This window comes from Kluyvera cryocrescens NBRC 102467 (assembly GCF_001571285.1).
GTDB lineage: Bacteria > Pseudomonadota > Gammaproteobacteria > Enterobacterales > Enterobacteriaceae > Kluyvera > Kluyvera cryocrescens.
In genome coordinates, this window is sequence record NZ_BCTM01000001.1 from 291,475 (window position 1) to 312,895 (window position 21,421).

Sequence of the window (21,421 nt, forward strand, 5' to 3'; positions counted from 1 at the left end):
GGAGCGCCACGCAATGGCCGATAACACCCTTCAATCAACAACCTCCGGGAGCTGGCTGGAACGCCGTTTTGCGCTCTCTTCGCGCGGCAGTTCGCTGCGTACCGAATGTCTGGCGGGCGTCACCGGCTTTCTCGCCGCCGCCTATCTATTAGTTGTTATTCCGGGCCTGCTGGCCGTGGGCGGAATGGATAAAGGCGCCGCCACCACCGGCACCATTCTGGTGTTCGTCGGCGGAACGCTGTTGATGGCGTTTTATGCCAACCTGCCGTTTATTGTCGGCCCGGGGATTGGCGGTTCGGTACTGGTCGGCGTGACGCTAGCGGGCAGCGAACACATCGGCTGGCCTATCGGCCTCGGCATCGCCTGCTGGTCGGGTATTTTGTTCTTCCTGCTGACCAAATTTGGCCTGCGCGAAGTGGTGACTCGCTCCGTTCCCCAGTCGATTAAGCTCGGTCTCACGGCCTCCATCGGTCTGTTCGTGGCGGTCCTCGGTTTTCGTAACGCCGGTCTGGTACTGGCGAACGCCAAAACCAACTCGCTGATGCTGGGCGACTTTCTTGCGCCCGGCGCGCTGGTGGCGCTCTGCGGCCTGTTCCTCGCCATTGCGCTACAGGCTCGCCGCATTCCGGGGGCAATCTTGTGGGCCATTTTGTTCGCCACCCTCGTTGGCATCCCGGCGGGCGTAACGCGCCTACCAAGCCACTTTATCGACGTACCGCATTCGTTAACGCCGGTGCTGGGGCAAATTGATATGTTGGGTGCCCTGAATATCGCCTTCCTGCCGTTCCTGTTTGTCTTCTTCGCTTCCGAGTTTTTCTCCACCATGGGCACCACCCTGGCGGTAGGCGGCGAAGCGGGTTTGCTGGATGAAGAAGGCAATATGCCGCACATCAACCGCCCGTTTATGGTGGACTCGATTGCCGCAGCAGTCGGTCCATGGCTAGGTATCCCGGCGGCCACCGCGCTGATTGAATCCTCTGCGGCGGCGGAAGCAGGCGGCAAAACGGGCCTGACGGCGCTGGCGGCGGCGGTGATGTTCCTGTTGATGCTGTTGTTCACCCCGGTGGCGTTGATGATCCCCAAAGAGGCCACTGCGCCAGCGTTAATTCTGATTGGCCTGAACATGTTCAGCGGGCTGCGTAAGGTTGACTTGGCCAACTTCACCGACGGCTTGCCGGTGCTAATGATGGTGATGATCACCCTGATTGCCAACAGCTTTGGTACTGGTATCGCTGGTGGCCTGCTGTTCTATATCGTGATTAAAACCATTGCCGGGAAGTGGCGTGAAATCCCCATTGGCCTGTGGATCCTGGCGATTCCGCTGGTCTATTACTTCGCTACGCTGGTAAGACACTAAGCCACGCTGGGCGAAGCGTTGCGATAAATAAAGAGCCTCACTCCTCCTGACACAATACGGTTAGGGAGGGAGTGAGGTTTTTTGCCCATTACGCCGCAGCATAAACATTTATTACAACCTACCGAGTCAGCAGTTTCCCTCAATCATCTCAACAATAGATTGTAATTATTTTAAAATCCTGATGATTTCCCCCACAAAGGGCTAATATATTTCCAGCGTTGAAATCATCATGAGAAATAACATGCCAGAACAATCCGAAGTGAAATTAAGACCCCTTGAGCGCGAAGATTTACGTTTTGTACACCAGCTTGATAATAATGCCAGCGTGATGCGTTATTGGTTTGAAGAACCCTATGAGGCCTTCGTTGAGCTGAGCGATCTTTACGACAAACATATCCACGATCAGAGCGAGCGTCGTTTTGTTGTGACCTTTAATGGCAACAATGCGGGGTTGGTGGAACTGGTCGAAATAAACCATATCCATCGCCGCGCCGAGTTTCAGATTATCATCTCGCCGGAATTCCAGGGCAAAGGCCTGGCAAGCCGCGCAGCGAAGATGGCAATGGATTACGGCTTTACGGTGCTGAATCTCTATAAGCTCTATCTTATCGTTGATAAAGAGAACGCCAAGGCGGTTCATATTTATCGTAAGCTTGGCTTTATTCAGGAAGGCGAATTAATCCATGAGTTTTTCGTTAACGGCGAATACCGTAATACGATCAGAATGTGTATTTTCCAGCATCAATATCTGGAACATAACAAAACCACGGGCGGGATATTGAAACCGACCGCACAGTAATGTTGTGTCCTCACTCGTTCGCTTCAACGCCTGAGGTGGACGGGGATAATCACCCGCACCCGGCGTTGCCCAAACGATATTGCCCAGTCGATTGATCCCGACCGGGCAAGGCGGCACCGTGGTTATTCGCTCACGCAGCGCGCCTTTACCTCTTCATACAGCAGCCGTACCGCCGCCGAGAGCTGTTTACGGTGCGGGCAAATCATATTCAGCGGCACGCTATCTCCCCGGTAGTTCGGCAGCAGCACCTGTAACCGCCCTTCCCGCAGATCGTCACTGACATCAAGCGCCGACTTAAAGGCAATGCCCTCCCCGGCAATCGCCAGCCGGCGAATCACCTCCGCGTCATCGCTGGTAATACTCCCGGCAACCTGTACCTGGTGCTCCACGCCGTCAAGGCTTAGCGACCAGCGGTCAAACACGCTGCCGCGCAGCACGTAGGTCAGCGCGTTGCATTTTTCGAGGTCGGCCAGCGTTTGAGGTTCACCGTGGCGGGCTATCCACGCCGGAGAAGCCACTAATACGCGGCGGTTATCCGGGGCAACGGGCAGCGAAACAAACGATGCATCGTCGTTGTCACCGTAGCGAAATGCCACATCCACCGGATCTTTAAAGACATCGGTGCGGTGATCGGAGAACAAAATACGCAGCCGTAGCGCCGGGTGGCGTTCGCGAAAGCGGCGAAAAACATCAAGCAGCAGATTACGCCCCAGATCCGACGGCACGGCAATTTGCAGCGTGCCGCGCACTTCGTCATCCGGGGCATGGATCTGTTGCAGGCCGTTTTGCAGCGTATCGAGCATTTGCACCGCAAACGGCAGCCAGGTCTCCCCTTCAGCCGTCAGACGCAGGCTGCGGGTTGAACGGGCAAACAGGCGGATATTCAGCGCCGTCTCCAGCCTTTTAATCGCCGAGCTCACCTGCGCCGGTGGAATACTGGCCTCGCGGGCCGCCTCACTAAAGCTGCTAAGGGCGGCGGCGCGGACGAACAGGGTTAAATCTTCCAGCCTGAACATGGGGGTTCCTCAAAGACGGGGGCAGAATAATCCTCAAAATGGAGGCTACCGCCGTTTGCTTACATTTTTTAAGAAAGCAGCGCTTGCCATCGAGCCTGCCCATCAGGAATCATACGGGGCGATAATTTTATATCCAGGACAAAATGGGGATAGTATGCGTAAAACAAAAATGATGCTTCTGGGCGTACTGTTGGCAACGGCGAGTGCTGCCTGGGCAGCGCCAGCAACCGGAATTGCGAAATATGAGCTTAAAGAGTTTATTGCCGATTTCACGCAATTCAAGATTGGCGATAACGCCCCGGCGATGTACCTGACACCGGAGTACAACATCAAACAGTGGCAGTTGCGTAATTTGCCAGCGCCGGATGCCGGTACGCACTGGACGTACATGGGTGGCAACTATGTACTGATTGGTGATACCGACGGCAAAATCAGCAAAATCTACGACGGCGAAATTTTCTACCATCGTTAACGAACAAAGGCCCGCAGGACACAGCGTCCTGCGGGCCTCTTCTTTTTCCGCCGTTATACCGCGCGGAAAGCAATCTCGCTCGGAATGACTTCACCCTGCCAGTACAGCTGGGCCGCTACGCGACCCGCCAGTTGGCGATACATCTCGGTAAACTCACTGTCAGGACGCGCCACTACCGTCGGTGTGCCGTTATCCAGGTCTTCACGCAGATTGATGTGCAGCGGCATTTGGCCCAACAGTTGGGTGTGATATTTCTCCGCCAGCTTCTCTGCGCCACCGGTGCCAAAGATGGGCTCATGGTGACCACAGTTGCTGCAAATGTGCATGCTCATGTTTTCCACAATGCCCAGCACCGGCACTTCCACTTTTTCGAACATCACGATGCCTTTTTTGGCGTCGATCAGCGCAATGTCCTGCGGCGTGGTCACGACCACCGCCCCGGTGACCGGGATGTTCTGCGCCAGCGTCAGCTGAATGTCGCCGGTGCCCGGCGGCATATCCAGCACGAGGTAATCGAGATCCGGCCACAGCGTTTCTTGCAGCATCTGCATCAGCGCCTTGCTGGCCATCGGGCCACGCCAGACCATGGCGTTATCGTCGGTCACCAGGTAGCCGATGGAGTTAGTCGCTACGCCGTGGGCCATAATTGGCGCCATGTGGGTGCCATCCGGCGACGTTGGACGCTGGTTTTCAGCGCCCAGCATATTCGGGATTGACGGGCCATAGATATCGGCATCGAGGATGCCCACTTTGGCGCCTTCCGCAGCCAGCGCCAGCGCCAGGTTTACGGCGGTAGACGATTTGCCCACCCCACCTTTACCGGAGCTCACTGCGATAATGTTTTTAACGCCGTTGATGCCCGGCTGATTTTTCACGCGCTTAAGCGTGGCGATGCTGTGCGACAGTTTCCAGTCGATAGCTTTCGCCCCGGTCACCCGCAGCAGTTCCGCGCTGGTTTGCTCTTTTAATTCTTCAAAGGCGCTGTGCCAGACAAACGGCATCTGCAATTCGATGTGCACGGTGTCGTCAAGCCAGGCGACGTGGTGCAGCGCTTTCAGCGCGGTGAGGTTATGCTTCAGGGTTGGGTGCTGGAAATTCGCCAGCGTGCCGGCCACCATCGCACGTAAACGCTCAGGGGATTTGGCCTGGGATTCTGAGTTCATCCCGACTCCTTTGTTGTTTGACACTCTAAGGATTTCAAGTTGCAGGAAGGCGGCCATTGCGTGAATGCAGCCAACGTACCAACAAATTGAAAGACGACGAGTATATTTGCTTTCAGTACGCCTAAGTCTACCACAGCTAACGGGCATCCATATATGGCGCACCCACTACCCTTTTGGTAATATCAAAAGCCCTTTTTGCAACAGAAGAAGTAATACCCACTATGACTCAAGTCGCGAAGAAAATTCTGGTAACGTGCGCACTGCCGTACGCAAACGGCTCCATCCACCTCGGCCATATGCTGGAGCACATCCAGGCTGATGTCTGGGTCCGTTACCAGCGAATGCGCGGCCACCAGGTCAACTTCATCTGCGCGGACGACGCCCACGGCACCCCTATCATGCTGAAAGCACAGCAGTTAGGCATCACGCCGGAGCAGATGATCGCCGAAATGAGTCAGGAGCATCAGACTGATTTTTCGGGCTTTAACATCAGCTACGACAACTACCACTCGACGCACAGCGACGAGAACCGCGAGCTGTCTGAGCTTATCTATGGTCGCCTGAAAGAGAACGGTTTCATCAAAAATCGCACCATCTCTCAGCTGTACGATCCGGAAAAAGGCATGTTCCTGCCGGACCGTTTCGTGAAAGGCACCTGCCCGAAATGTAAATCACCGGATCAGTACGGCGATAACTGCGAAGTGTGCGGCGCCACCTATAGCCCAACCGAGCTTATCGAGCCGAAATCCGTGGTTTCCGGCGCGACGCCGGTGATGCGTGAATCTGAGCACTTCTTCTTTGACCTGCCATCCTTTAGCGAAATGCTGCAGGCGTGGACCCGCAGCGGCGCGCTGCAGGAGCAGGTGGCGAACAAAATGCAGGAATGGTTTGAATCCGGCCTGCAGCAGTGGGATATCTCCCGCGATGCGCCATACTTCGGTTTCGAAATCCCGAACGCACCGGGCAAATATTTCTACGTCTGGCTGGACGCGCCAATCGGCTACATGGGCTCGTTCAAAAACCTGTGCGACAAGCGCGGCGACACTACCAGCTTTGATGAATACTGGAAAAAAGACTCCACCGCCGAGCTGTATCACTTTATCGGTAAAGATATCGTCTACTTCCACAGCCTGTTCTGGCCGGCAATGCTGGAAGGCAGCAACTTCCGTAAACCAACCAACCTCTTCGTTCACGGCTATGTAACGGTGAACGGGGCGAAGATGTCCAAGTCTCGCGGTACCTTCATTAAAGCCAGCACCTGGCTGAAGCACTTCGATTCCGACAGCCTGCGCTACTACTACACCGCCAAGCTCTCTTCACGTATCGACGATATCGACCTGAATCTGGAAGATTTCGTGCAGCGCGTGAATGCTGACATCGTCAACAAAGTGGTGAACCTCGCTTCCCGAAACGCCGGCTTTATCGCCAAGCGCTTTGACGGTGTGCTCTCTGCTGAGCTGGCCGATCCGGCGCTGTACAAAACCTTCACCGACGCGGCAGCGAGCATTGGCGAAGCGTGGGATAGCCGTGAATTTGGTAAAGCTATTCGTGAAATCATGGCGCTGGCCGACGTGGCAAACCGCTACGTTGATGAGCAGGCTCCATGGGTGGTGGCGAAACAGGAAGGCCGCGATGCCGACCTGCAGGCTATCTGCACCATGGGTCTGAACATGTTCCGCGTGCTGATGACATGGCTGAAGCCGGTACTGCCAGAGCTGGCAGCGCGTACCGAAGCGTTCCTCAACACCGAGCTGAGCTGGGATGCTATCAACCAGCCGCTGGTTGGCCACAAAATCAACACCTTCAAAGCGCTGTATAACCGCATCGATATGAAGCAAGTTGAAGCGCTGGTGGAAGCGTCGAAGGAAGAAGTGAAAGCGTTGAACAGCACTCCGGTAACCGGCCCGCTGGCGGACGATCCGATTCAGGAAACCATCACGTTTGACGATTTCGCTAAAATCGATCTGCGCGTGGCGCTGATTGAAAACGCAGAATTCGTGGAAGGCTCCGACAAGCTGCTGCGTCTGACGCTGGATCTGGGCGGTGAGAAACGTAACGTCTTCTCCGGCATCCGCTCCGCTTACCCGGATCCGCAGCCGCTGATTGGCCGTCTGACCGTGATGGTTGCCAACCTGGCACCGCGTAAAATGCGCTTTGGCATCTCGGAAGGGATGGTGATGGCCGCAGGCCCTGGCGGTAAGGATATCTTCCTGCTTAGCCCTGACGACGGCGCACAGCCGGGTCAGCAGGTGAAATAATCTGCATAAAAAAACGCTGCTTCGGCAGCGTTTTTTATTGGGTGAAACCGGGGCAAATGCCTGGCGTTCACTCGCAACACATCAGGAATTTACTTCGCCGCGTGCTCACGTACCGCCAGGCCGCGCAGGAAGTAGCGCAGGAACTGGTCGCCGCACTCGCGGAAGTTCTTATGCTCCGGTGCGCGCATCATGGCGGTGATTTCCGGCATTGAGATACGGAACTGCTGCTGGGTCATGATCGCCAGAATATCATCGGTTTTCAGCGCAAACGCGATACGCAGTTTTTTCAGCATGATGTTGTTGTTGATGCGGCGATCGACAGCCAGCGCCGGCGCAGATTCATCGCGACCGCGTTTTTCATAAATCAGGCCGTTTAAGAAGCACGACAGCAGAATATCCGGGCAGCGAACAAAGCCCTCTTCATCCTCTTTGCGCAGCCATGGAACCAGCTGCTCCGCCGTCACTTCGGCTTCGCCCAGCGCGAAAATGCGCACCAGATCGTTGTTGTTGATTTTCAGGATGTAGCGGACGCTGCGTAAAATATCGTTACTGACCATAGTGCCTTCGGTGGTGATGAAAAATGCGGTGGGTAAATTCATACTCTAAGCGATTTGAGTTGCAGCCAACGCTGCTGCAACCTGAAGCGCGAGGAGTATACACGAATTACAGCCCCAGCGCCTCCTTCAGGGTCTTTAAATAGCGGCGGCTCACCGGCACGGTTTGCCCATTGCGTAACAGCAGTTCGGCCTGGCCGTTATCCTCAAGACGAATCTCTTTCAGGTGCGCCATGTTCACCAGATGCTGACGATGGCAGCGAATCAGCGGCGTTCGGCTTTCCAGAGTGCGCAGCGTCAGTTCGGTAAAGCCCTCTTTACCTTCACCGCTGGTGACGTACACCCCACTTAAGCGGCTGCTGACAAAGGCCACATCATCCATCTGCAGCAGATAAATTCGGCTGTGCCCAGTACAGGGAATGAACTTCAGCGCCTGCTGGTTTTCCCCCAGCACCGACACATCCTGCACCGCCCGCTCCTGACGTAGGCGGATCAACGTTTTATCTAAACGCTTCTCTTCAATGGGCTTAAGCAGGTAGTCAAAGGCGTGCTCTTCGAACGCTTTTACCGCGTACTCATCGAAAGCGGTCAGGAACACAATATAGGGACGATGCTCCGGATCGAGCATGCCAACCATCTCCAGCCCGCTGATGCGCGGCATCTGAATGTCGAGGAACAGCACGTCCGGACGCAGCTTATGTACCGCGCCGATGGCTTCCACCGCATTCGCACACTCCCCGACAATTTCAATATCGTCCTGGGTCTGCAACAGTACGCGCAGGTTCTCCCGCGCCAGGGGTTCATCATCGACAATCAGCACTTTTATCATGCGTTCTCCTCCAGAGGTAACCGCAGGGTGACACGAGTGAATCGGTCCGGTTCGCAGGCAACGGCAATCCCGCATTCGTCGCCAAAGCGCATTTTCAAACGCTTATCGACCAGACTCATCCCCAGGCCGCTGGCCTGGGCGTTGGGCTGATACAGCCCGGCGTTATCTTCAATATCCAGCACCAGATGCTGCCCCTGACGGCTGGCGCGTAGGGTTATCTCCCCGACTTCCAAAAGCTGCGACGTACCGTGCTTAATGGCGTTCTCGACGATCGGCTGCAGCGTAAAGGCCGGTAGCTGTTGGCCGGAAAGCTCTTCGGGAATATCCAGATGCACCGAAAGACGTGACTGAAAGCGCGCTTTCTCGATTTGCAGGTAGGCATTCACATGCTCAATTTCATCCGCCAGCGTCACGATCTCCGACGGCCGCTTGAGGTTCTTGCGAAAGAACGTCGACAAATACTGCACCAGTTGGCTCGCCTGCTCGCTGTCGCGGCGGATCACCGCCTTTAGCGTATTGAGCGCATTAAACAGAAAATGTGGATTCACCTGGGCGTGCAGCAGCTTGATTTCCGACTGGGTCAGCAGCGCTTTTTGCCGTTCGTATTGTCCGGCCAGAATTTGCGCCGACAGGAGCTGCGCAATCCCTTCGCCCAGCGTGCGGTTGATGGAGCTGAACAGCCGATTCTTGGCTTCATACAGCTTGATGGTACCAATCACTTTTTGGTTCTCACCGCGCAGCGGGATCACCAGCGTCGACCCCAGCTTACAGTTAGGGTGAATCGAGCAGCGATAAGGCACTTCATTACCGTCGGCATACACCACTTCACCGGTTTCAATGGTTTTTTGCGTATAGCGCGAAGAGATAGGCTTGCCGGGCAAATGGTGATCCTCACCAATGCCGGTAAAAGCGAGCAGCTTTTCCCGGTCGGTTATTGCCACCGCACCGATATCCAGCTCCTGAATCAGCACCTGCGCCACCTTCATGCTGTTCTCTTCGTTAAATCCTTTACGCAAGATCCCTTCGGTCGAAGCAGCCACTTTCAGCGCCGTGGCCGAGAATGCCGAGGTGTATTTTTCAAACATCGCCCGCTTATCCAGCAGGATACGCATAAACAGCGCCGCGCCAACGGTATTGGTGACCATCATCGGCGCTGCGATACTTTGCACCAGATGCAGCGCGTCTTCGAACGGGCGGGCAATCAGCAAGATAATCAGCATCTGCACCAGCTCGGCAACCAAGGTTATCGCCCCCGCCGTCCACGGGCTAAAGACTTTATCCGGACGCCCGCGACGAATCAGAATACTGTGCACCAGCCCGCCGAGCAGCCCTTCCACCATGGTGGAAATCATGCAGCTCAGCGCAGTCATTCCCCCCATCGAGTAGCGGTGCAGGCCACCGGTAAATCCCACTAAACCGCCAACCACCGGGCCGCCCAGCAGCCCCCCCATCACGGCGCCAATCGCCCGGGTGTTGGCGATCGAGTCTTCAATGTGCAGGCCGAAATAGGTGCCGAGAATACAGAAAATCGAGAAGGTGACGTAGCACAGCAGCTTGTGCGGCAGGCGCACGGTGACCTGCATCAGCGGAATAAACAGCCGCGTTTTGCTCATTAGCCAGGCGATAACCAGGAACACGCACATCTGCTGAAGCAGCAGCAACACCAGATTAAACTCGTACATACCCGATCACCACAGGAGAAATAAAACTGCGTAACATACACATAGTTGGCATAACTTTCTTTGAAACCTGGCAAAAAAAGTGCAAAAAATGCTACCGATCACATTTTATCTAATCGTCAGGGAAATGGAATGGATAAAAAATCGCCACAGCAGGCCAGCGCAGCAAACCCGGTCTAAAGTTAAATGGGGGAACGCATGCCGGAGGAACGATGGCGCTTTATACGATTGGTGAAGTGGCACAGCTTTGTGATATCAACCCGGTCACGCTTCGCGCCTGGCAACGACGGTACGCGCTGCTGAAACCGCAGCGCACCGACGGCGGCCACCGGTTATTTAACGATGCCGATATCGACCGCATTCGTGAGATCCAGCGCTGGATTGAAACTGGCGTACAGGTCAGCAAAGTGAAAAATCTGCTCTGCGAGCAGCCGGACGGCTGGCGGGAACAGCAGGAAATCGCGCTACGTGATTTACGCAACGGTAACCTCAATCATCTTCGCCAGTGGGTCAAGGAGCTGCACCGTACCGACAGCGCGAGAACGCTGGTCGATAACCTCTTTACGCCGCTGCGTCTGCGTCTGCAAAGCGCGCAGCTACCGCTGCACACGCTGTTAGGTCTGCTCGATGGCGTATTGATTAACGATATTGCCCTGAGCCTTTCCGCCGCTCGCCGTAAATCAGGGCCGCAGGCGCTGGTGGTCGGCTGGAACGTCACTGACCTCACCCGATTATGGCTGGAAGGCTGGGTTGCCTGCGAACAGGGCTGGCGGGTAGATGTACTCGCCCATTCCTTAAGCCACATTCAGCCCGAGCTGTTCCCCGGCCAGACGCTGCTGGTGTGGTGCGGCTCCGCGCCCAATGCCATGCAACAACAGCAATTGGCGCGCTGGCAAGAGGACGGTGCCGCCTTCGCCCTACCGGCAAATTAATCGTTCATTAACAGCCATGCTTCGCGGTATAATCTTTTGGTTAACAAAAGGAGTACACCATGAAGTCAGCTAAACTTGCAGCGATTGTGCTTTTCGCCTTTATGGCTATTAGCGGCATCGGTGGCGTGATGCTCGCAGGCTATTCATTTATTGTCCGCGGCGGTGTCGGCTGAGCCGCAGGCTAAGCCGCTCAAAGGCGCGGTCGACGATAATCGCCGCCAGCGCCACTAACATTGCCCCCTGCACCACATAAGCCGTATTAAACCCGCTCAGGCCGATGATAATTGGCGTGCCCAGCGTGTTTGCCCCGACCGTTGAAGCAATGGTCGCAGTTCCGATATTGACAATCACCGATGTCCGTACGCCGGCCACGATAACCGGTGCCGCCAGCGGCAACTCTACTTTGCAGAGCCTTTGCCAACCGGTCATTCCCATGCCTTCCGCCACGCTGAGTGCCGCCGCAGGTACCGCCGCTAACCCGGCAAGCGTCCCCTGAAGTACGGGCAGAATGCCATACAGAATCAGCGCGATAATCGCCGGCTTTTCACCAAAGCCCATCACCGGGACCGCCATCGCCAGCACGGCTACCGGCGGAAAGGTCTGCCCCATCGCCGCCAGCGTTTCCACCAGCGGGCGAAATTCGCGTCCGGCCGGGCGCGTAACCATCACGCCGGCGCTCATCCCAATCACAATTGCCAACAGGCTGGAGATCCCCACCAGCCGGGCATGCGCCAGGGTGAGGGAGAAAAAACTGGCCTGCTGGTAGAGCGGACGCGGCTGTTCGGGAAACAGCGCATGAAACAACGGCTCGCTGTGCGGCAGGCCAATCAGCAGCGCGGCGAACAGCACCAGCAGCCACAATAGCGGATCACGTAGCAGAGGCATCGCTCGGCTCCTCGCGCAGCAGATCGGCGAAATGCAGCGTGCCAATAACGCTTCCAGCGCTGTTCGCCACCGGCAGAATGGTTCGCCGCTGGGTCATAAACCCGGATAGTGCGTCGCGCAGCGATAGCGTCGCCGCCAGCGGTTCACCCTCGGCAGAGTCACCGGGCCGAGCGTAGTCAGCCACCTGACGGAGTGACAACAAACGTACACCGAGTTCGCTGCGGCCAAAGAAGGTGCGCGCAAACTCGCTGCCCGGCGCGCTAAGCATCTCCAGCGGCGTCCCCTGCTGCACCACTTCCCCGCCGTCCATCAGGATCAAATTATCCGCCAGCCGCAGCGCCTCATCGATATCATGCGTCACCAATACGATAGTGCGCCCCAACAGCTGGTGGATCCGGCGCATCTCCTGCTGGAGCGCCCCGCGGGTGACCGGATCCAAGGCGCCAAAAGGTTCATCCATTAACAGGACTTCCGGATCGCCCGCCAGCGCACGCGCCACGCCGACGCGCTGCTGCTGGCCGCCGGAAAGCTGGTGCGGATAACGCGCACGCAGCGAAGGGTCTAAATCCAGCAGCGCCATCAGCTCATCAACTCGCGCATTGACCTTCGCCTTCGGCCACTTCAACAGCTGCGGCACGGTGGCGATGTTTTGTGCCACCGTCCAGTGGGGAAACAAACCAATCGATTGAATGGCATAGCCCATCCGCCGACGCAGCGCCAGCAGCGGCTGCTCGCGAATATCCTGGCCGGCAAAGCGGATCTGGCCGCTGTCCGGCTCGACCAGCCGGTTAATCATTTTGAGCGTGGTGGATTTTCCGGAACCAGAGGTGCCAATCAGCACTGAAAAGGCCCCCTCCTCCAGCCGTAGCGAGAGGTTTTTCACCGCCGGATGGGCGGCGAACGATTTATTCACCTGCATGAATTCAATCACCGGCATCTCCTTTTAGTAAGGCAATGACAAGGCTGAACAGCGCATCCGCCACCACCGCCAGGGCAATCACCGGGATCACGCCCAGCAGCACCAGATCCAGCGCGCTGCTTAAAAGCCCCTGGAAGACCAGTGCGCCAAACCCCCCAGCGCCAATTAAGGCGGCGACCACCGCCATACCGACCGTCTGCACCACCACCACCCGCAGGCTACGCAGCAGTACCGGCAAGGCTAGCGGTAACTGCACGCGGAAAAAGGTCTGTCCACGCCCCATGCCCATCGCCGCTGCGCTTTCCAGCACCTGAGGTGACACCTGCTGCATGCCGGCCACCACGCCGCGTACCAGCGGTAACAGCGCGTATAGCACTAGCGCAATCAGCGCTGGCGTCAGGCCGGTACCCGCAACGCCGAAACCGGCCAGCCACGGGAAATGCTGTACCAGCCCAGCAAGCGGTGCAATCAACACGCCAAATAACGCCACCGACGGAATGGTTTGAATAATATTGAGCACCGTGAACACGCTCGACTGCCGCCCCGGATGCCGCCAGCACCAAAGCCCCAGCGGAATACCGAGCATCAGCCCCGGCAGCAACGTGCCCCATAGGAGCGTCAGATGTTGATGCAACGCATCATCAAACGTCTCCTGGCGGTTGGCGTACTCTTTCAGCAGTGACAGCCCGTCAAGTGCCCCGCTCCACAGCAGCCAGCAGGGTATCAGCCACAGTTGAACATTCAGCAGCCAACGCCAGAGAGCGTGGGAGGCAAGACGCCGAATCGCGTCGCTACAGATGAGCAGCATCAGCAGTAGCGACAGCCACAGCCCGCCGCCGGGCGAAGTGCGCGCCAGCGGGGTGCTGGTTTCCGCCAGCCGATGCGCCGCCTCGCCGCCAAGCCACAGCAGCAGGGTGAAGCCAGACTGTGCCAGTAGCAGGATAAGCAGACTTACGGCTCGACCGGGTAAATAGCAAAGCGCGATAAACAGCACGGGGATTGGCAGCAGCGCCAGCGGCGGGAAGGACCAGACCTGCCACAGCCACAGGCCGTCGCCCGAGACCAGACGGTTCGGGGCAAAATTGACGAACGGCAGCGCGGCGGCGGCCAGCAAAATCAGTGCCAGCAGCACCACCACGCGGTTATGACAATAAGGCATGCGATTAACCGATTACTTCGACCACCCTTTCTGCTTCAGATAGCCTGCGGCGACGCTTTTGGCGTCCAGCCCTTCGACCGCAATCTTCGCGTTCAGGGTTTGCAGGGTCTTCTCATCAAGGCTGGCAAAGACCGGTTTCAGCCACTGGTCGAGGTCCGGGTAAGCTTTCAGTACCGCTTCACGCACTACCGGGGTTGGCGCATAAATGGGCTGTACGCCTTTCGGATCGCTCAGGGTTTGCAGACCGAGCGCCGCCACCGGGCCGTCGGTACCGTAGGCCATCGCCGCGTTTACCCCAGACGTTTGCTGAGCGGCCGCTTTGATGGTCACCGCCGTATCACCGCCCGCCAGCGACAGCAGTTGATCCTGATTCAGTTTAAAATCATAAGCTTTTTCAAAAGCGGGCAGCGCGTCGGCGCGTTCGATAAATTCAGCCGAAGCGGCCAGCTTAAAGGTGCCGCCGTCTTTCAGGTAACGGCTCAGATCGGCAAGCGAGGTCAGCTTATCCTTTTCCGCCACGTCCTTACGGACGGCGATGGTCCAGGTATTGTTGGCGGGTGCCGGCGTCAGCCATACCAGATGATTTTTCTCCGCATCCAGCTTTTTCACCTTCTCGTAGCCGGCCTGCGCGTTTTTCCACGCCGGGTCGTTTTCATCTTTGAAGAAAAACGCGCCGTTGCCGGTGTATTCCGGGTAGATATCCAGTTCACCGGAGGTAATTGCACCGCGCACCACCGGCGTGGTGCCCAACTGCACTTTATTGACGGTTTTAACCCCGTGGCTTTCCAGCACCTGCAAAATGATATTACCGAGCAGCGCGCCCTCGGTATCAATTTTCGACCCCACCTTCACCGGCTCAGCGGCCTGCAACGGCAGGCTGACCGCCGCCAGCAGCACCAGCGGGCCGCTCCATCCCCGTAAAATCGTCATACGCTTTCCTCTTATTGGCGCTCAATAAAACGGCGCTTGAGAAAAAAGCGTAGACGATTTTTCGCCAATTAGCTGTTTTCTGGCATTTTTAACGGCAGCGTCAGCAGGCTGGCGGCAAAATAAAGCAGTGCAATCACCCACAGCGTCCCCTCCACGCCCAGCGGATTCACGCACAGCGTGACGATAAGCGGGCCGACAAAGTTGCTTAACCCGGAGCCTAAATTCAGGCAGGAGATCGCCGCTCCTTTGTTTTCCGGCAGCAGCGAAGGGATCAGCGCGCTCAGTGGGCCAAACGCCCCAAGGCCAATGGCATAAATCGCCAGCGCGATAATCAGCGCCGTGCTGCTATGGCCAAACAGTACCGGCGCATAGCACACCGCCAGCGCGGAAATACCGCACAGCGTGCCAGCAAACCATGCCACCGTATTACGCCAACCGATGGTGTCGCCAAGCCAGCCGAATAAGTAGTTGGCGAAGATATTCACCACGTTGACCAGCCCCCAAATGGTTAGCCACTCTTCAATGCTAAAACCAAAACGCGGGAGATACACCGGCATCAGGATAACCAGCGAGAACTTACCGATATCATTGATGGTTTTCACCACCACCGCGAGGCGCATTTTCGGCTCGCGCAGCAGCACGATAATGCCCTCCGCTAGCGCCGGGCCTATCGCCACATCGCGCTGCCAGTGAGGTTTGTCACGATTGAGCACCAGCGCACAGCCGCAGCCTGCCAGCACGAAGAGAAAACCAGAAAGCAGCGTGGTCGTTTCACCCACCCGCGGTATCATAAATCCCGAGAACCACGGCCCGACGATGGTCATCCCGACGCCAAAGGCAATCCAGAACCAGGAGACGGCGCGCCCTAAAATGCGCGCTTCGCAGCGCTGGTTAATCCACACCAAAAACGAGTAGGCAAACAGGGGATAGGCCATCCCGCGGACAGCGTAACTCACCATCATCATCGGGTAGTTGCCTTCCGGCAAGGCGACAAAAATAAACGGCACTGAGCCGATAAAATAGAGCACGGTCGCCAGCCACATTAGCCGACGCACGCCCAGTACGCCCGCACCAATGCCGGAGAACCAGGAGATGGCGGCGACGCACAGGCCGAACACCGATGACAGCAGGCTAATATGCACGGCGTCGAGACCGCGCTGTTGAAGGAGCGACGCCAGCCAGCTTTGCTCAATGGTCGCCCCAGTGATAAACAGGAATACCCCGATGAAGCCCCACGCCAGCTCCCGCGGCAGGCCTAAGCGCGCCCAAATCCCCTGTTGAATATATAAAGTCCTGTCGGTCATGTCCGTTATCCAAAAAAAGTCCCGGGGTCGCATGGCTTGCCCGGGAGAACACTGTGTTATTCATCTGCCCGACAGCGCGACGCGATGCCGGGTAAAACCTAGGCGTTATGTAGCGGAACCTGATGCTGTTTGGCTTTCAGCAAACTGCGGTTAACATGGCCGACGGTGTTGTCACCCCAGCACTGCTCATAAGGCAAGCCGGTCAGACTTTCGATGATCTCTTTGGTTTGCGCCGTGACGGTGGCTTTGCTCCCGCCCTGCTTCAGGCGCGCCACTTCCTCGTTCAGTACCGCATGCGTGCGACTGTTTACTTTGAACTGGAAGGCAGACCAGATCCCCCACAAGGTCAGCGCCACCGGCAGAATGATCATGATCGCGAGGATCATGTTGATAGCCGATTCAGGCTGGCTGGTATGGCCGGTGACAAAACCGGACATTTGCAGCGCGACGCCGACGAGGAAGATAGACAGCGCCTGGGACGCTTTACGCAACAGGCTCATAAACCCGGCGAAAATCCCTTCACGACGGCTGCAGGTGAGGATTTCGTCCACATCGGCCACGAAGGTGTAGTTGTTCCACGGAATAGAGTAGATACCACCGCGCGCCAGACCAGCGACGCCCGCCGCAAGGTACAGCATGGACATGCTGGTTGAACCGTAGAGGTAGGTCACCGCAAACAGCGCAAACGCTACCAGCGCCATCAGCGCCTGGGTCGCAAACGCGCGGGACGGCGAGTAGCGCAGAGTCAGCCATGTCGCTACGCCCACACCAAAGAACTGCAGGCCGTTGATCACGCTCAGCAGGTTACTGGCGACGACTGACGATGTTGCCAGCGCGAACACCACAAAATAGGTAAAGACAGAGTTGAAAATATCCTGCGCCACCGAGCCCCCTAAGTACATCCCAAGGTGCGAGCGAAAGGTTTTGATTTTCAGCGTTGACACAAAGTCGTAGTAAATATCGAACAGGCGTTTGCCCAGCGGCTGCTTCTCGGCGCGCACAATGCTGCGCTCGCTGAGCTCAATCTCTTCAAGTGAACGTTCCCAGGTGCCGAAATAGACAAAGAGCAGCACAATCATGAAAGCGACGGTGAAAATCGCCCCGGCGTAGAAGAATGAGATGGCGGAGTCGGCGCCAAAGTAGGCCAGCAGACGCCCCGGCAAAAAGGCAGCAGTAAAACCGGCAAACTGGGCAATGTACATACGCGCGCTGGTGAGCTTCGAGCGTTTGGTGAAATCAGAAGTCATCTCCGCCGACAGGGTGTCGTACGGGATCATGATCATCGAGTAAACGATTTCGAACAGAATATAGGCCAGCAGATAGGTCCAGTAGCCAAAACCCTGCACCCACAGCAGGCTGTAGACTGCCACCAGCGGGATGCTCAACAGCAGGAAGAAACGGCGGCGCCCAAAGCGACGGCCAAGACGCGTTTTATGGAAGTTATCGGAAATGTAGCCCATCAGCGGGCACATGATCACATCGACGATACGCGCTACGGCAAACAGCGACCCGGCTTCAATAGGCGTCAGGCCGCAGAAGGTGGTCAGGAAGAACAGCAGCCAGGCGCTCACCAGAGTAAACGCGCCAGAGCCAATGACATCGGCCAGACCAAAGCAGATGTAGTTGTGGAGTTTTATTTCCCGCACTTTTTTTATCATTTTCCATCCCCTTGAACAGTACAGAACGACGCGGTGTTTCGCCGCGCCAGCATCAAATAGCTTCAGGCGTCGGCGTTTTCCTGCACGATGGCGCTCGCACTCCAGCCCGGCGGCAGCGGCTGTGGGCGACGAATGCGCACATCGTTAAGCGTCAGCCCCCATACACCGTTGGCATACAGCGCAGGCAGCCCACCTGGATACGCCTCCACCCCCCAGGCGCGACCGGTTTGCGGATTGACCCGATAAGCGTTATCCAGCCCCATTCCGGTTGGGCTTGCCGGGTTACACGGTGGGCGAATGTCGTAGCAGCCCTGCTCGTCCGATGGGCCAGCCAGTTGCTGTAATGAGAGCGAGTTGAAGGTCACGTAGCGAATATCACCCGGCGTTTCGCTATGCAGGTTGATAGCCCCTTCACCCACGCCGGAAAGCTGGCTGAAGGTAATGTCCTCGACTCGGCCCGGCTGAATTTGCGGATCGCGATGGCGCACCGAGATAAACACCGGGTCGGCTTTGCCCCAATGGCACGGGTGGCCGTGGCGGCAGTCGAACAGAATGTTGCTGAAAATCATCTGGCTGAACTGGCCGCCGTCGCGGGAGACCAGGCCAATGCCGCGGTTGGACTCAAAAATCGAGCAGTTTTGCACCGCGATATGGCTGATATCGGCGAAGGTTTCCGTTCCGACCTTAATGGCGCAGCTTTTAGAACGAATCAGGCAGTTGTTGACCACTACGTGGCGGGTGGCCTGCTGCAAACCTTCCGGCTTACGCGTGGTTTTAATGCAGATGCCGTCGTCGGCAGCGCTGAAATAGCTGTCGCTGATATGCACGTGCTGACAGCTATCGATATCCAGCGCGTCGGTATTGGACAGCGCCAGATCGTTATCTATGGTGAGATTCTGGATAAACACCTGGTTGCAGCTCACCAGATGCGCCGTCCACATCGGCGAATCACTGATGGTGATATCGCGAATACGCACCTGCTGGCAGCCTTCCAGCACCAGCATGCGCGGACGCAGGGTTTTCGGCTGGCGATAGCCTTGCGCATCGGCACTGGCGGAAAACCAGGCGCTCGCACCGCCGACCAGGCTGCCTTCACCGCTCAGGGTGATGTGCTGGGCATCGCGCGCATAGATGAGCGCCATCCGCGAGAGTTCGGCGACGGTTTGCGTCAATGTCTGCGGGTAATCTTCTGCATTCGGGCTGGCCAACAGGCGCGCTCCCGCTTCCAGATGGAGGGTGAAATTCGATGGCAGTATCAGCGTGCCGGTCATCCAGTCACCCGACGGCACCACCAGCGTGCCGCCGCCCGCGCGGTCAATTTCATCAATCAACTGTTGTAACTGAGCGGTCAGCGGCGTTTTGCCGCTACGGTCGAGTGAAGTGTTATGCAGTGAAATTTTCATATCGCTACCTGCTGATGTTGAGATAGCTGCATTTAACGCGGGTTTTCGTCTTCTCTCGCCGGACAGATGTCGGCTTTTTTACGTATTAGTGAATGGCATCACGCCTGTTCTTACGCTGCGGGGCCGCATTTGAACTGGCGCACAAAACGATGACAAGTGCGAGGCGTGAGTCGTGAGATTAATCACGTTACGTACGGTTTTGCGGATAAAAAATAGGCTATTTAACGCAGATCCTGCGTCACAGAGAGATAAATCGCGATGGGGTTCACAAAGTGGAGTGAAGAGCGGGATTGGGGGGTATCAACACAATGTAGAAGCGGTTCCTTTACAGAGATGCCCTGCCTTGTGCGAGTTCATTTTTCCACTATTCATGTACCATCGAGCCGAGCTTTCAGCTGCTCGTCAATACGCAAGTTGCTGCTACCCATATCCTTCACCCCATGCCAGCATGCTAAAAATGCTTTTGGCAAATCACGACAGAAGTTAGAAAACGAATCGTAAGAATTTGGCCACCGTCCTCTTTGTGCCAAAAGCGATCGTCAAAATGTATGTTCAGCTAGCGTAAGTTGAGCGTTTCATAATGATATCTCTCTGCGGGTCTGACCCAACCTGACAAATATGCCCTCCAACCTCGGTAAACCCAAGCTTACGATAAAAAGTGACTGCCCTTGGGTTATGTTCTCAGACACCTAACCAGACAGGATCCGATCCCTTTGCCTCAAATTCAGCAAAGCACTTTTGCATCAGTGCTTGTGCAAATCCTTTACCATGGTAGGGCTCATCGACATACAGGCACAGAATTTCTCTGGCATGGATGCTATTGACACAGGGACAAAACTCTTCCCACCTTAGTTGAGCGTAAATTTGTAGAGAAAACTCATGAGTTAGAAATTCAATCAATTATATGAAGGAAAAGTAGAGGAGGGGGGCTCTCTTTAGGAGAGCCATGAGTGGAAATGGATATTAGCAAAAGGAGTTATTTCCACATTAAGAATTAAGTTCATACCCATCAACCACACCATTTTTTATTCTGTAAATAACATTAGCTGAAATTGACTCAAAGTAAACATACCCAACTGCTTGGATTATATTTATTAGCATGCAGGAAAGTGAAACCATAAATAATGGTAGCGAGGATGTGTTGTAGTTTATCAGGTAAATGATTTCGCCATAATACAATGGCCCACACATTGCGAGTGCTAATGATATAAATAAAAAGCCTTTTATTATTTTTATTAAAAATATAGAGGCGTTTATTTGTTTTCTTATCTTTTCATCGCCTAAGAGATAAAGGTTGAAATCTTGAGATTTTGTTGTGTCCACTGAGAAGATATTAAAAATATGTGGGTATATCAATGATATGTCCTTTATTTTCATAAGATTCATCATCTCTATTCTCCGCGTGACGAACAGTGAGCCCAACCAAAAAACCATGAATACAGGCATAGCATAACTAGCAATTTTGGCTATGCTTATCAATGACACACTAGATGCCATGTCACCTATTTTAAATGGGATGATTAAGGTTGATTCTATGTTGACTATCTCTATTTTTGAATTACTCTCATCTCTTATTCTTCCATCCAACCAGTTCATTGCATCATGATAGTTTGCGATTTTATTTTTTTCAGGGAGGGCCGATTTTATTTTATCCATTACAATATAGCCCAAACTTGATTTTTCAATCTCTTTTTTCAACACATCGTACATAAAGTAATTTAACTCGTTAATTGAACTCACCTCATCAAGGTCTATTTCAATCAAACTCTTATTTATTGAGTTTTTTCTAATGGAAAAAAATTCATTTTCGATTTCTGATTTATAGCTTGCAATGTCCACCTCTGAACCATTAATTCTTTTTCGAAAGTCTAGAACATCCGATACGTTTTCATTAACAGCTGAAATTTGTTTTTCGATATATTCTATCTTTATTTTTTTTGTTTCGATTTGTTGTTTTATATCTTTGTATGAGGTTATTAAAGCAAATAGATTCTGGCTGCTTAATGTGATTAATAAAGAGCAGGTGAGGAAACTAAAAATAACAACAACAATACTCATGTATAATAATCTATCAAATCTTTTTCCTAGTTCGTACAACCTATCC

Annotated in this window: 20 protein-coding genes; 6 read left to right on the forward strand and 14 right to left on the reverse strand. The window is 55.1% G+C overall.

The annotated features are described in order from the left end of the window. The first annotated feature begins 13 nt into the window (after positions 1-13). Positions 14-1,357, forward strand: coding sequence for an NCS2 family permease (locus KCR01S_RS01420; RefSeq protein ID WP_061279370.1), 1,344 nt, complete (start codon positions 14-16; stop codon positions 1,355-1,357). A gap of 241 nt (positions 1,358-1,598) precedes the next feature. Next, on the forward strand, positions 1,599-2,156 hold the full coding sequence (speG, locus tag KCR01S_RS01425) for a spermidine N1-acetyltransferase (protein WP_061279371.1): 558 nt from the start codon (positions 1,599-1,601) through the stop codon (positions 2,154-2,156). A 122-nt stretch (positions 2,157-2,278) separates the two neighbouring features. Here the strand turns inward: speG and KCR01S_RS01430 are convergent, their stop codons facing one another. Then, the gene (locus KCR01S_RS01430; RefSeq protein WP_061279372.1) at positions 2,279-3,172 is read right to left on the reverse strand and encodes a LysR family transcriptional regulator; all 894 of its coding nucleotides are present in this window, start codon (positions 3,170-3,172) and stop codon (positions 2,279-2,281) included. Between the two features lie 154 nt (positions 3,173-3,326). On the opposite strand from KCR01S_RS01430, the gene KCR01S_RS01435 reads away from it, so the two are divergent. Next, the gene (locus KCR01S_RS01435) at positions 3,327-3,644 is read left to right on the forward strand and encodes an RcnB family protein (RefSeq protein ID WP_052285194.1); all 318 of its coding nucleotides are present in this window, start codon (positions 3,327-3,329) and stop codon (positions 3,642-3,644) included. A 53-nt stretch (positions 3,645-3,697) separates the two neighbouring features. Here the strand turns inward: KCR01S_RS01435 and apbC are convergent, their stop codons facing one another. Next, on the reverse strand, positions 3,698-4,807 hold the full coding sequence (gene apbC / locus KCR01S_RS01440; protein WP_052285193.1) for an iron-sulfur cluster carrier protein ApbC: 1,110 nt from the start codon (positions 4,805-4,807) through the stop codon (positions 3,698-3,700). 221 nt (positions 4,808-5,028) lie between these two features. On the opposite strand from apbC, the gene metG reads away from it, so the two are divergent. Beyond that, positions 5,029-7,065 (forward strand): methionine--tRNA ligase, encoded by a 2,037-nt coding sequence (metG, locus tag KCR01S_RS01445; RefSeq protein WP_061279373.1) that lies wholly within the window; start codon positions 5,029-5,031, stop codon positions 7,063-7,065. An 89-nt stretch (positions 7,066-7,154) separates the two neighbouring features. Here the strand turns inward: metG and KCR01S_RS01450 are convergent, their stop codons facing one another. From KCR01S_RS01450 to KCR01S_RS01460, 3 genes are all read right to left on the reverse strand, one after another. Continuing rightward, the gene (locus tag KCR01S_RS01450; protein ID WP_061279467.1) at positions 7,155-7,622 is read right to left on the reverse strand and encodes a YehS family protein; all 468 of its coding nucleotides are present in this window, start codon (positions 7,620-7,622) and stop codon (positions 7,155-7,157) included. Positions 7,623-7,728: 106 nt separating this feature from the next. Further along, on the reverse strand, positions 7,729-8,448 hold the full coding sequence (gene btsR / locus KCR01S_RS01455) for a two-component system response regulator BtsR (RefSeq protein WP_061279374.1): 720 nt from the start codon (positions 8,446-8,448) through the stop codon (positions 7,729-7,731). Continuing rightward, positions 8,445-10,130 carry a sensor histidine kinase gene (locus KCR01S_RS01460; protein WP_061279375.1) on the reverse strand — a complete coding sequence of 562 codons (1,686 nt, stop codon included), beginning with the start codon at positions 10,128-10,130 and terminating at the stop codon, positions 8,445-8,447. The genes btsR and KCR01S_RS01460 overlap by 4 nt, the downstream gene beginning before the upstream one ends. Positions 10,131-10,339: 209 nt before the next feature. Here KCR01S_RS01460 and KCR01S_RS01465 point away from each other — a divergent pair, with 209 nt between their 5' ends. Together KCR01S_RS01465 and KCR01S_RS23750 are read left to right on the forward strand one after the other, a co-directional pair. Beyond that, on the forward strand, positions 10,340-11,059 hold the full coding sequence (locus tag KCR01S_RS01465) for a MerR family transcriptional regulator (RefSeq protein WP_061279376.1): 720 nt from the start codon (positions 10,340-10,342) through the stop codon (positions 11,057-11,059). Between the two features lie 59 nt (positions 11,060-11,118). Further along, positions 11,119-11,232 carry a protein YohO gene (locus KCR01S_RS23750; RefSeq protein WP_072129168.1) on the forward strand — a complete coding sequence of 38 codons (114 nt, stop codon included), beginning with the start codon at positions 11,119-11,121 and terminating at the stop codon, positions 11,230-11,232. Here KCR01S_RS23750 and KCR01S_RS01470 read toward each other — a convergent pair. The 9 genes from KCR01S_RS01470 to KCR01S_RS01505 all read right to left on the reverse strand — a co-directional run bounded on the left by KCR01S_RS01470 (position 11,207) and on the right by KCR01S_RS01505 (position 21,375). Beyond that, positions 11,207-11,944, reverse strand: coding sequence for an ABC transporter permease (locus KCR01S_RS01470; protein ID WP_061279377.1), 738 nt, complete (start codon positions 11,942-11,944; stop codon positions 11,207-11,209). The two genes, KCR01S_RS23750 and KCR01S_RS01470, sit on opposite strands and share 26 nt — an antisense overlap. Then, on the reverse strand, positions 11,928-12,875 hold the full coding sequence (locus KCR01S_RS01475; protein ID WP_061279468.1) for an ABC transporter ATP-binding protein: 948 nt from the start codon (positions 12,873-12,875) through the stop codon (positions 11,928-11,930). The genes KCR01S_RS01470 and KCR01S_RS01475 overlap by 17 nt, the downstream gene beginning before the upstream one ends. Beyond that, the gene (locus tag KCR01S_RS01480) at positions 12,868-14,022 is read right to left on the reverse strand and encodes an ABC transporter permease (protein WP_061279378.1); all 1,155 of its coding nucleotides are present in this window, start codon (positions 14,020-14,022) and stop codon (positions 12,868-12,870) included. The genes KCR01S_RS01475 and KCR01S_RS01480 overlap by 8 nt, the downstream gene beginning before the upstream one ends. A gap of 12 nt (positions 14,023-14,034) precedes the next feature. Further along, entirely contained in the window at positions 14,035-14,952 is a 918-nt protein-coding gene (gene osmF, locus KCR01S_RS01485) for a glycine betaine ABC transporter substrate-binding protein OsmF (RefSeq protein ID WP_061279379.1), read from the reverse strand. A 68-nt stretch (positions 14,953-15,020) separates the two neighbouring features. After that, positions 15,021-16,256: an MFS transporter gene (locus KCR01S_RS01490; RefSeq protein WP_061279380.1), complete on the reverse strand. Its 1,236-nt coding sequence runs from the start codon at positions 16,254-16,256 to the stop codon at positions 15,021-15,023. A gap of 98 nt (positions 16,257-16,354) precedes the next feature. Then, entirely contained in the window at positions 16,355-17,914 is a 1,560-nt protein-coding gene (locus KCR01S_RS01495) for an MFS transporter (protein WP_061279381.1), read from the reverse strand. A gap of 62 nt (positions 17,915-17,976) precedes the next feature. Next, positions 17,977-19,317: a glycoside hydrolase family 28 protein gene (locus KCR01S_RS01500; protein WP_061279382.1), complete on the reverse strand. Its 1,341-nt coding sequence runs from the start codon at positions 19,315-19,317 to the stop codon at positions 17,977-17,979. A gap of 681 nt (positions 19,318-19,998) precedes the next feature. Continuing rightward, complete coding sequence (locus KCR01S_RS25560; protein ID WP_244886181.1) at positions 19,999-20,217, reverse strand: GNAT family N-acetyltransferase; 219 nt, start codon at positions 20,215-20,217, stop codon at positions 19,999-20,001. 87 nt (positions 20,218-20,304) lie between these two features. Next, complete coding sequence (locus KCR01S_RS01505) at positions 20,305-21,375, reverse strand: hypothetical protein (protein WP_061279383.1); 1,071 nt, start codon at positions 21,373-21,375, stop codon at positions 20,305-20,307. Between the last annotated feature and the right edge of the window lie 46 nt (positions 21,376-21,421).

Excerpts from the sequence above, each read along its gene's own strand:
- KCR01S_RS01490 (WP_061279380.1), bottom strand. The coding sequence starts at position 16,256 with ATGACCGACAGGACTTTATATATTCAACAGGGGATTTGGGCGCGCTTA.
- KCR01S_RS01495 (WP_061279381.1), bottom strand. The coding sequence starts at position 17,914 with ATGATAAAAAAAGTGCGGGAAATAAAACTCCACAACTACATCTGCTTT.
- KCR01S_RS01420 (WP_061279370.1), top strand. The coding sequence starts at position 14 with ATGGCCGATAACACCCTTCAATCAACAACCTCCGGGAGCTGGCTGGAA.
- KCR01S_RS01435 (WP_052285194.1), top strand. The coding sequence starts at position 3,327 with ATGCGTAAAACAAAAATGATGCTTCTGGGCGTACTGTTGGCAACGGCG.
- btsR (WP_061279374.1), bottom strand. The coding sequence starts at position 8,448 with ATGATAAAAGTGCTGATTGTCGATGATGAACCCCTGGCGCGGGAGAAC.
- metG (WP_061279373.1), top strand. The coding sequence starts at position 5,029 with ATGACTCAAGTCGCGAAGAAAATTCTGGTAACGTGCGCACTGCCGTAC.
- KCR01S_RS23750 (WP_072129168.1), top strand. The coding sequence starts at position 11,119 with ATGAAGTCAGCTAAACTTGCAGCGATTGTGCTTTTCGCCTTTATGGCT.
- speG (WP_061279371.1), top strand. The coding sequence starts at position 1,599 with ATGCCAGAACAATCCGAAGTGAAATTAAGACCCCTTGAGCGCGAAGAT.
- KCR01S_RS01460 (WP_061279375.1), bottom strand. The coding sequence starts at position 10,130 with ATGTACGAGTTTAATCTGGTGTTGCTGCTGCTTCAGCAGATGTGCGTG.
- apbC (WP_052285193.1), bottom strand. The coding sequence starts at position 4,807 with ATGAACTCAGAATCCCAGGCCAAATCCCCTGAGCGTTTACGTGCGATG.
- KCR01S_RS01470 (WP_061279377.1), bottom strand. The coding sequence starts at position 11,944 with ATGCCTCTGCTACGTGATCCGCTATTGTGGCTGCTGGTGCTGTTCGCC.
- KCR01S_RS01450 (WP_061279467.1), bottom strand. The coding sequence starts at position 7,622 with ATGGTCAGTAACGATATTTTACGCAGCGTCCGCTACATCCTGAAAATC.
- KCR01S_RS01465 (WP_061279376.1), top strand. The coding sequence starts at position 10,340 with ATGGCGCTTTATACGATTGGTGAAGTGGCACAGCTTTGTGATATCAAC.
- osmF (WP_061279379.1), bottom strand. The coding sequence starts at position 14,952 with ATGACGATTTTACGGGGATGGAGCGGCCCGCTGGTGCTGCTGGCGGCG.
- KCR01S_RS01500 (WP_061279382.1), bottom strand. The coding sequence starts at position 19,317 with ATGAAAATTTCACTGCATAACACTTCACTCGACCGTAGCGGCAAAACG.
- KCR01S_RS01505 (WP_061279383.1), bottom strand. The coding sequence starts at position 21,375 with ATGAGTATTGTTGTTGTTATTTTTAGTTTCCTCACCTGCTCTTTATTA.
- KCR01S_RS01430 (WP_061279372.1), bottom strand. The coding sequence starts at position 3,172 with ATGTTCAGGCTGGAAGATTTAACCCTGTTCGTCCGCGCCGCCGCCCTT.
- KCR01S_RS01480 (WP_061279378.1), bottom strand. The coding sequence starts at position 14,022 with ATGCCTTATTGTCATAACCGCGTGGTGGTGCTGCTGGCACTGATTTTG.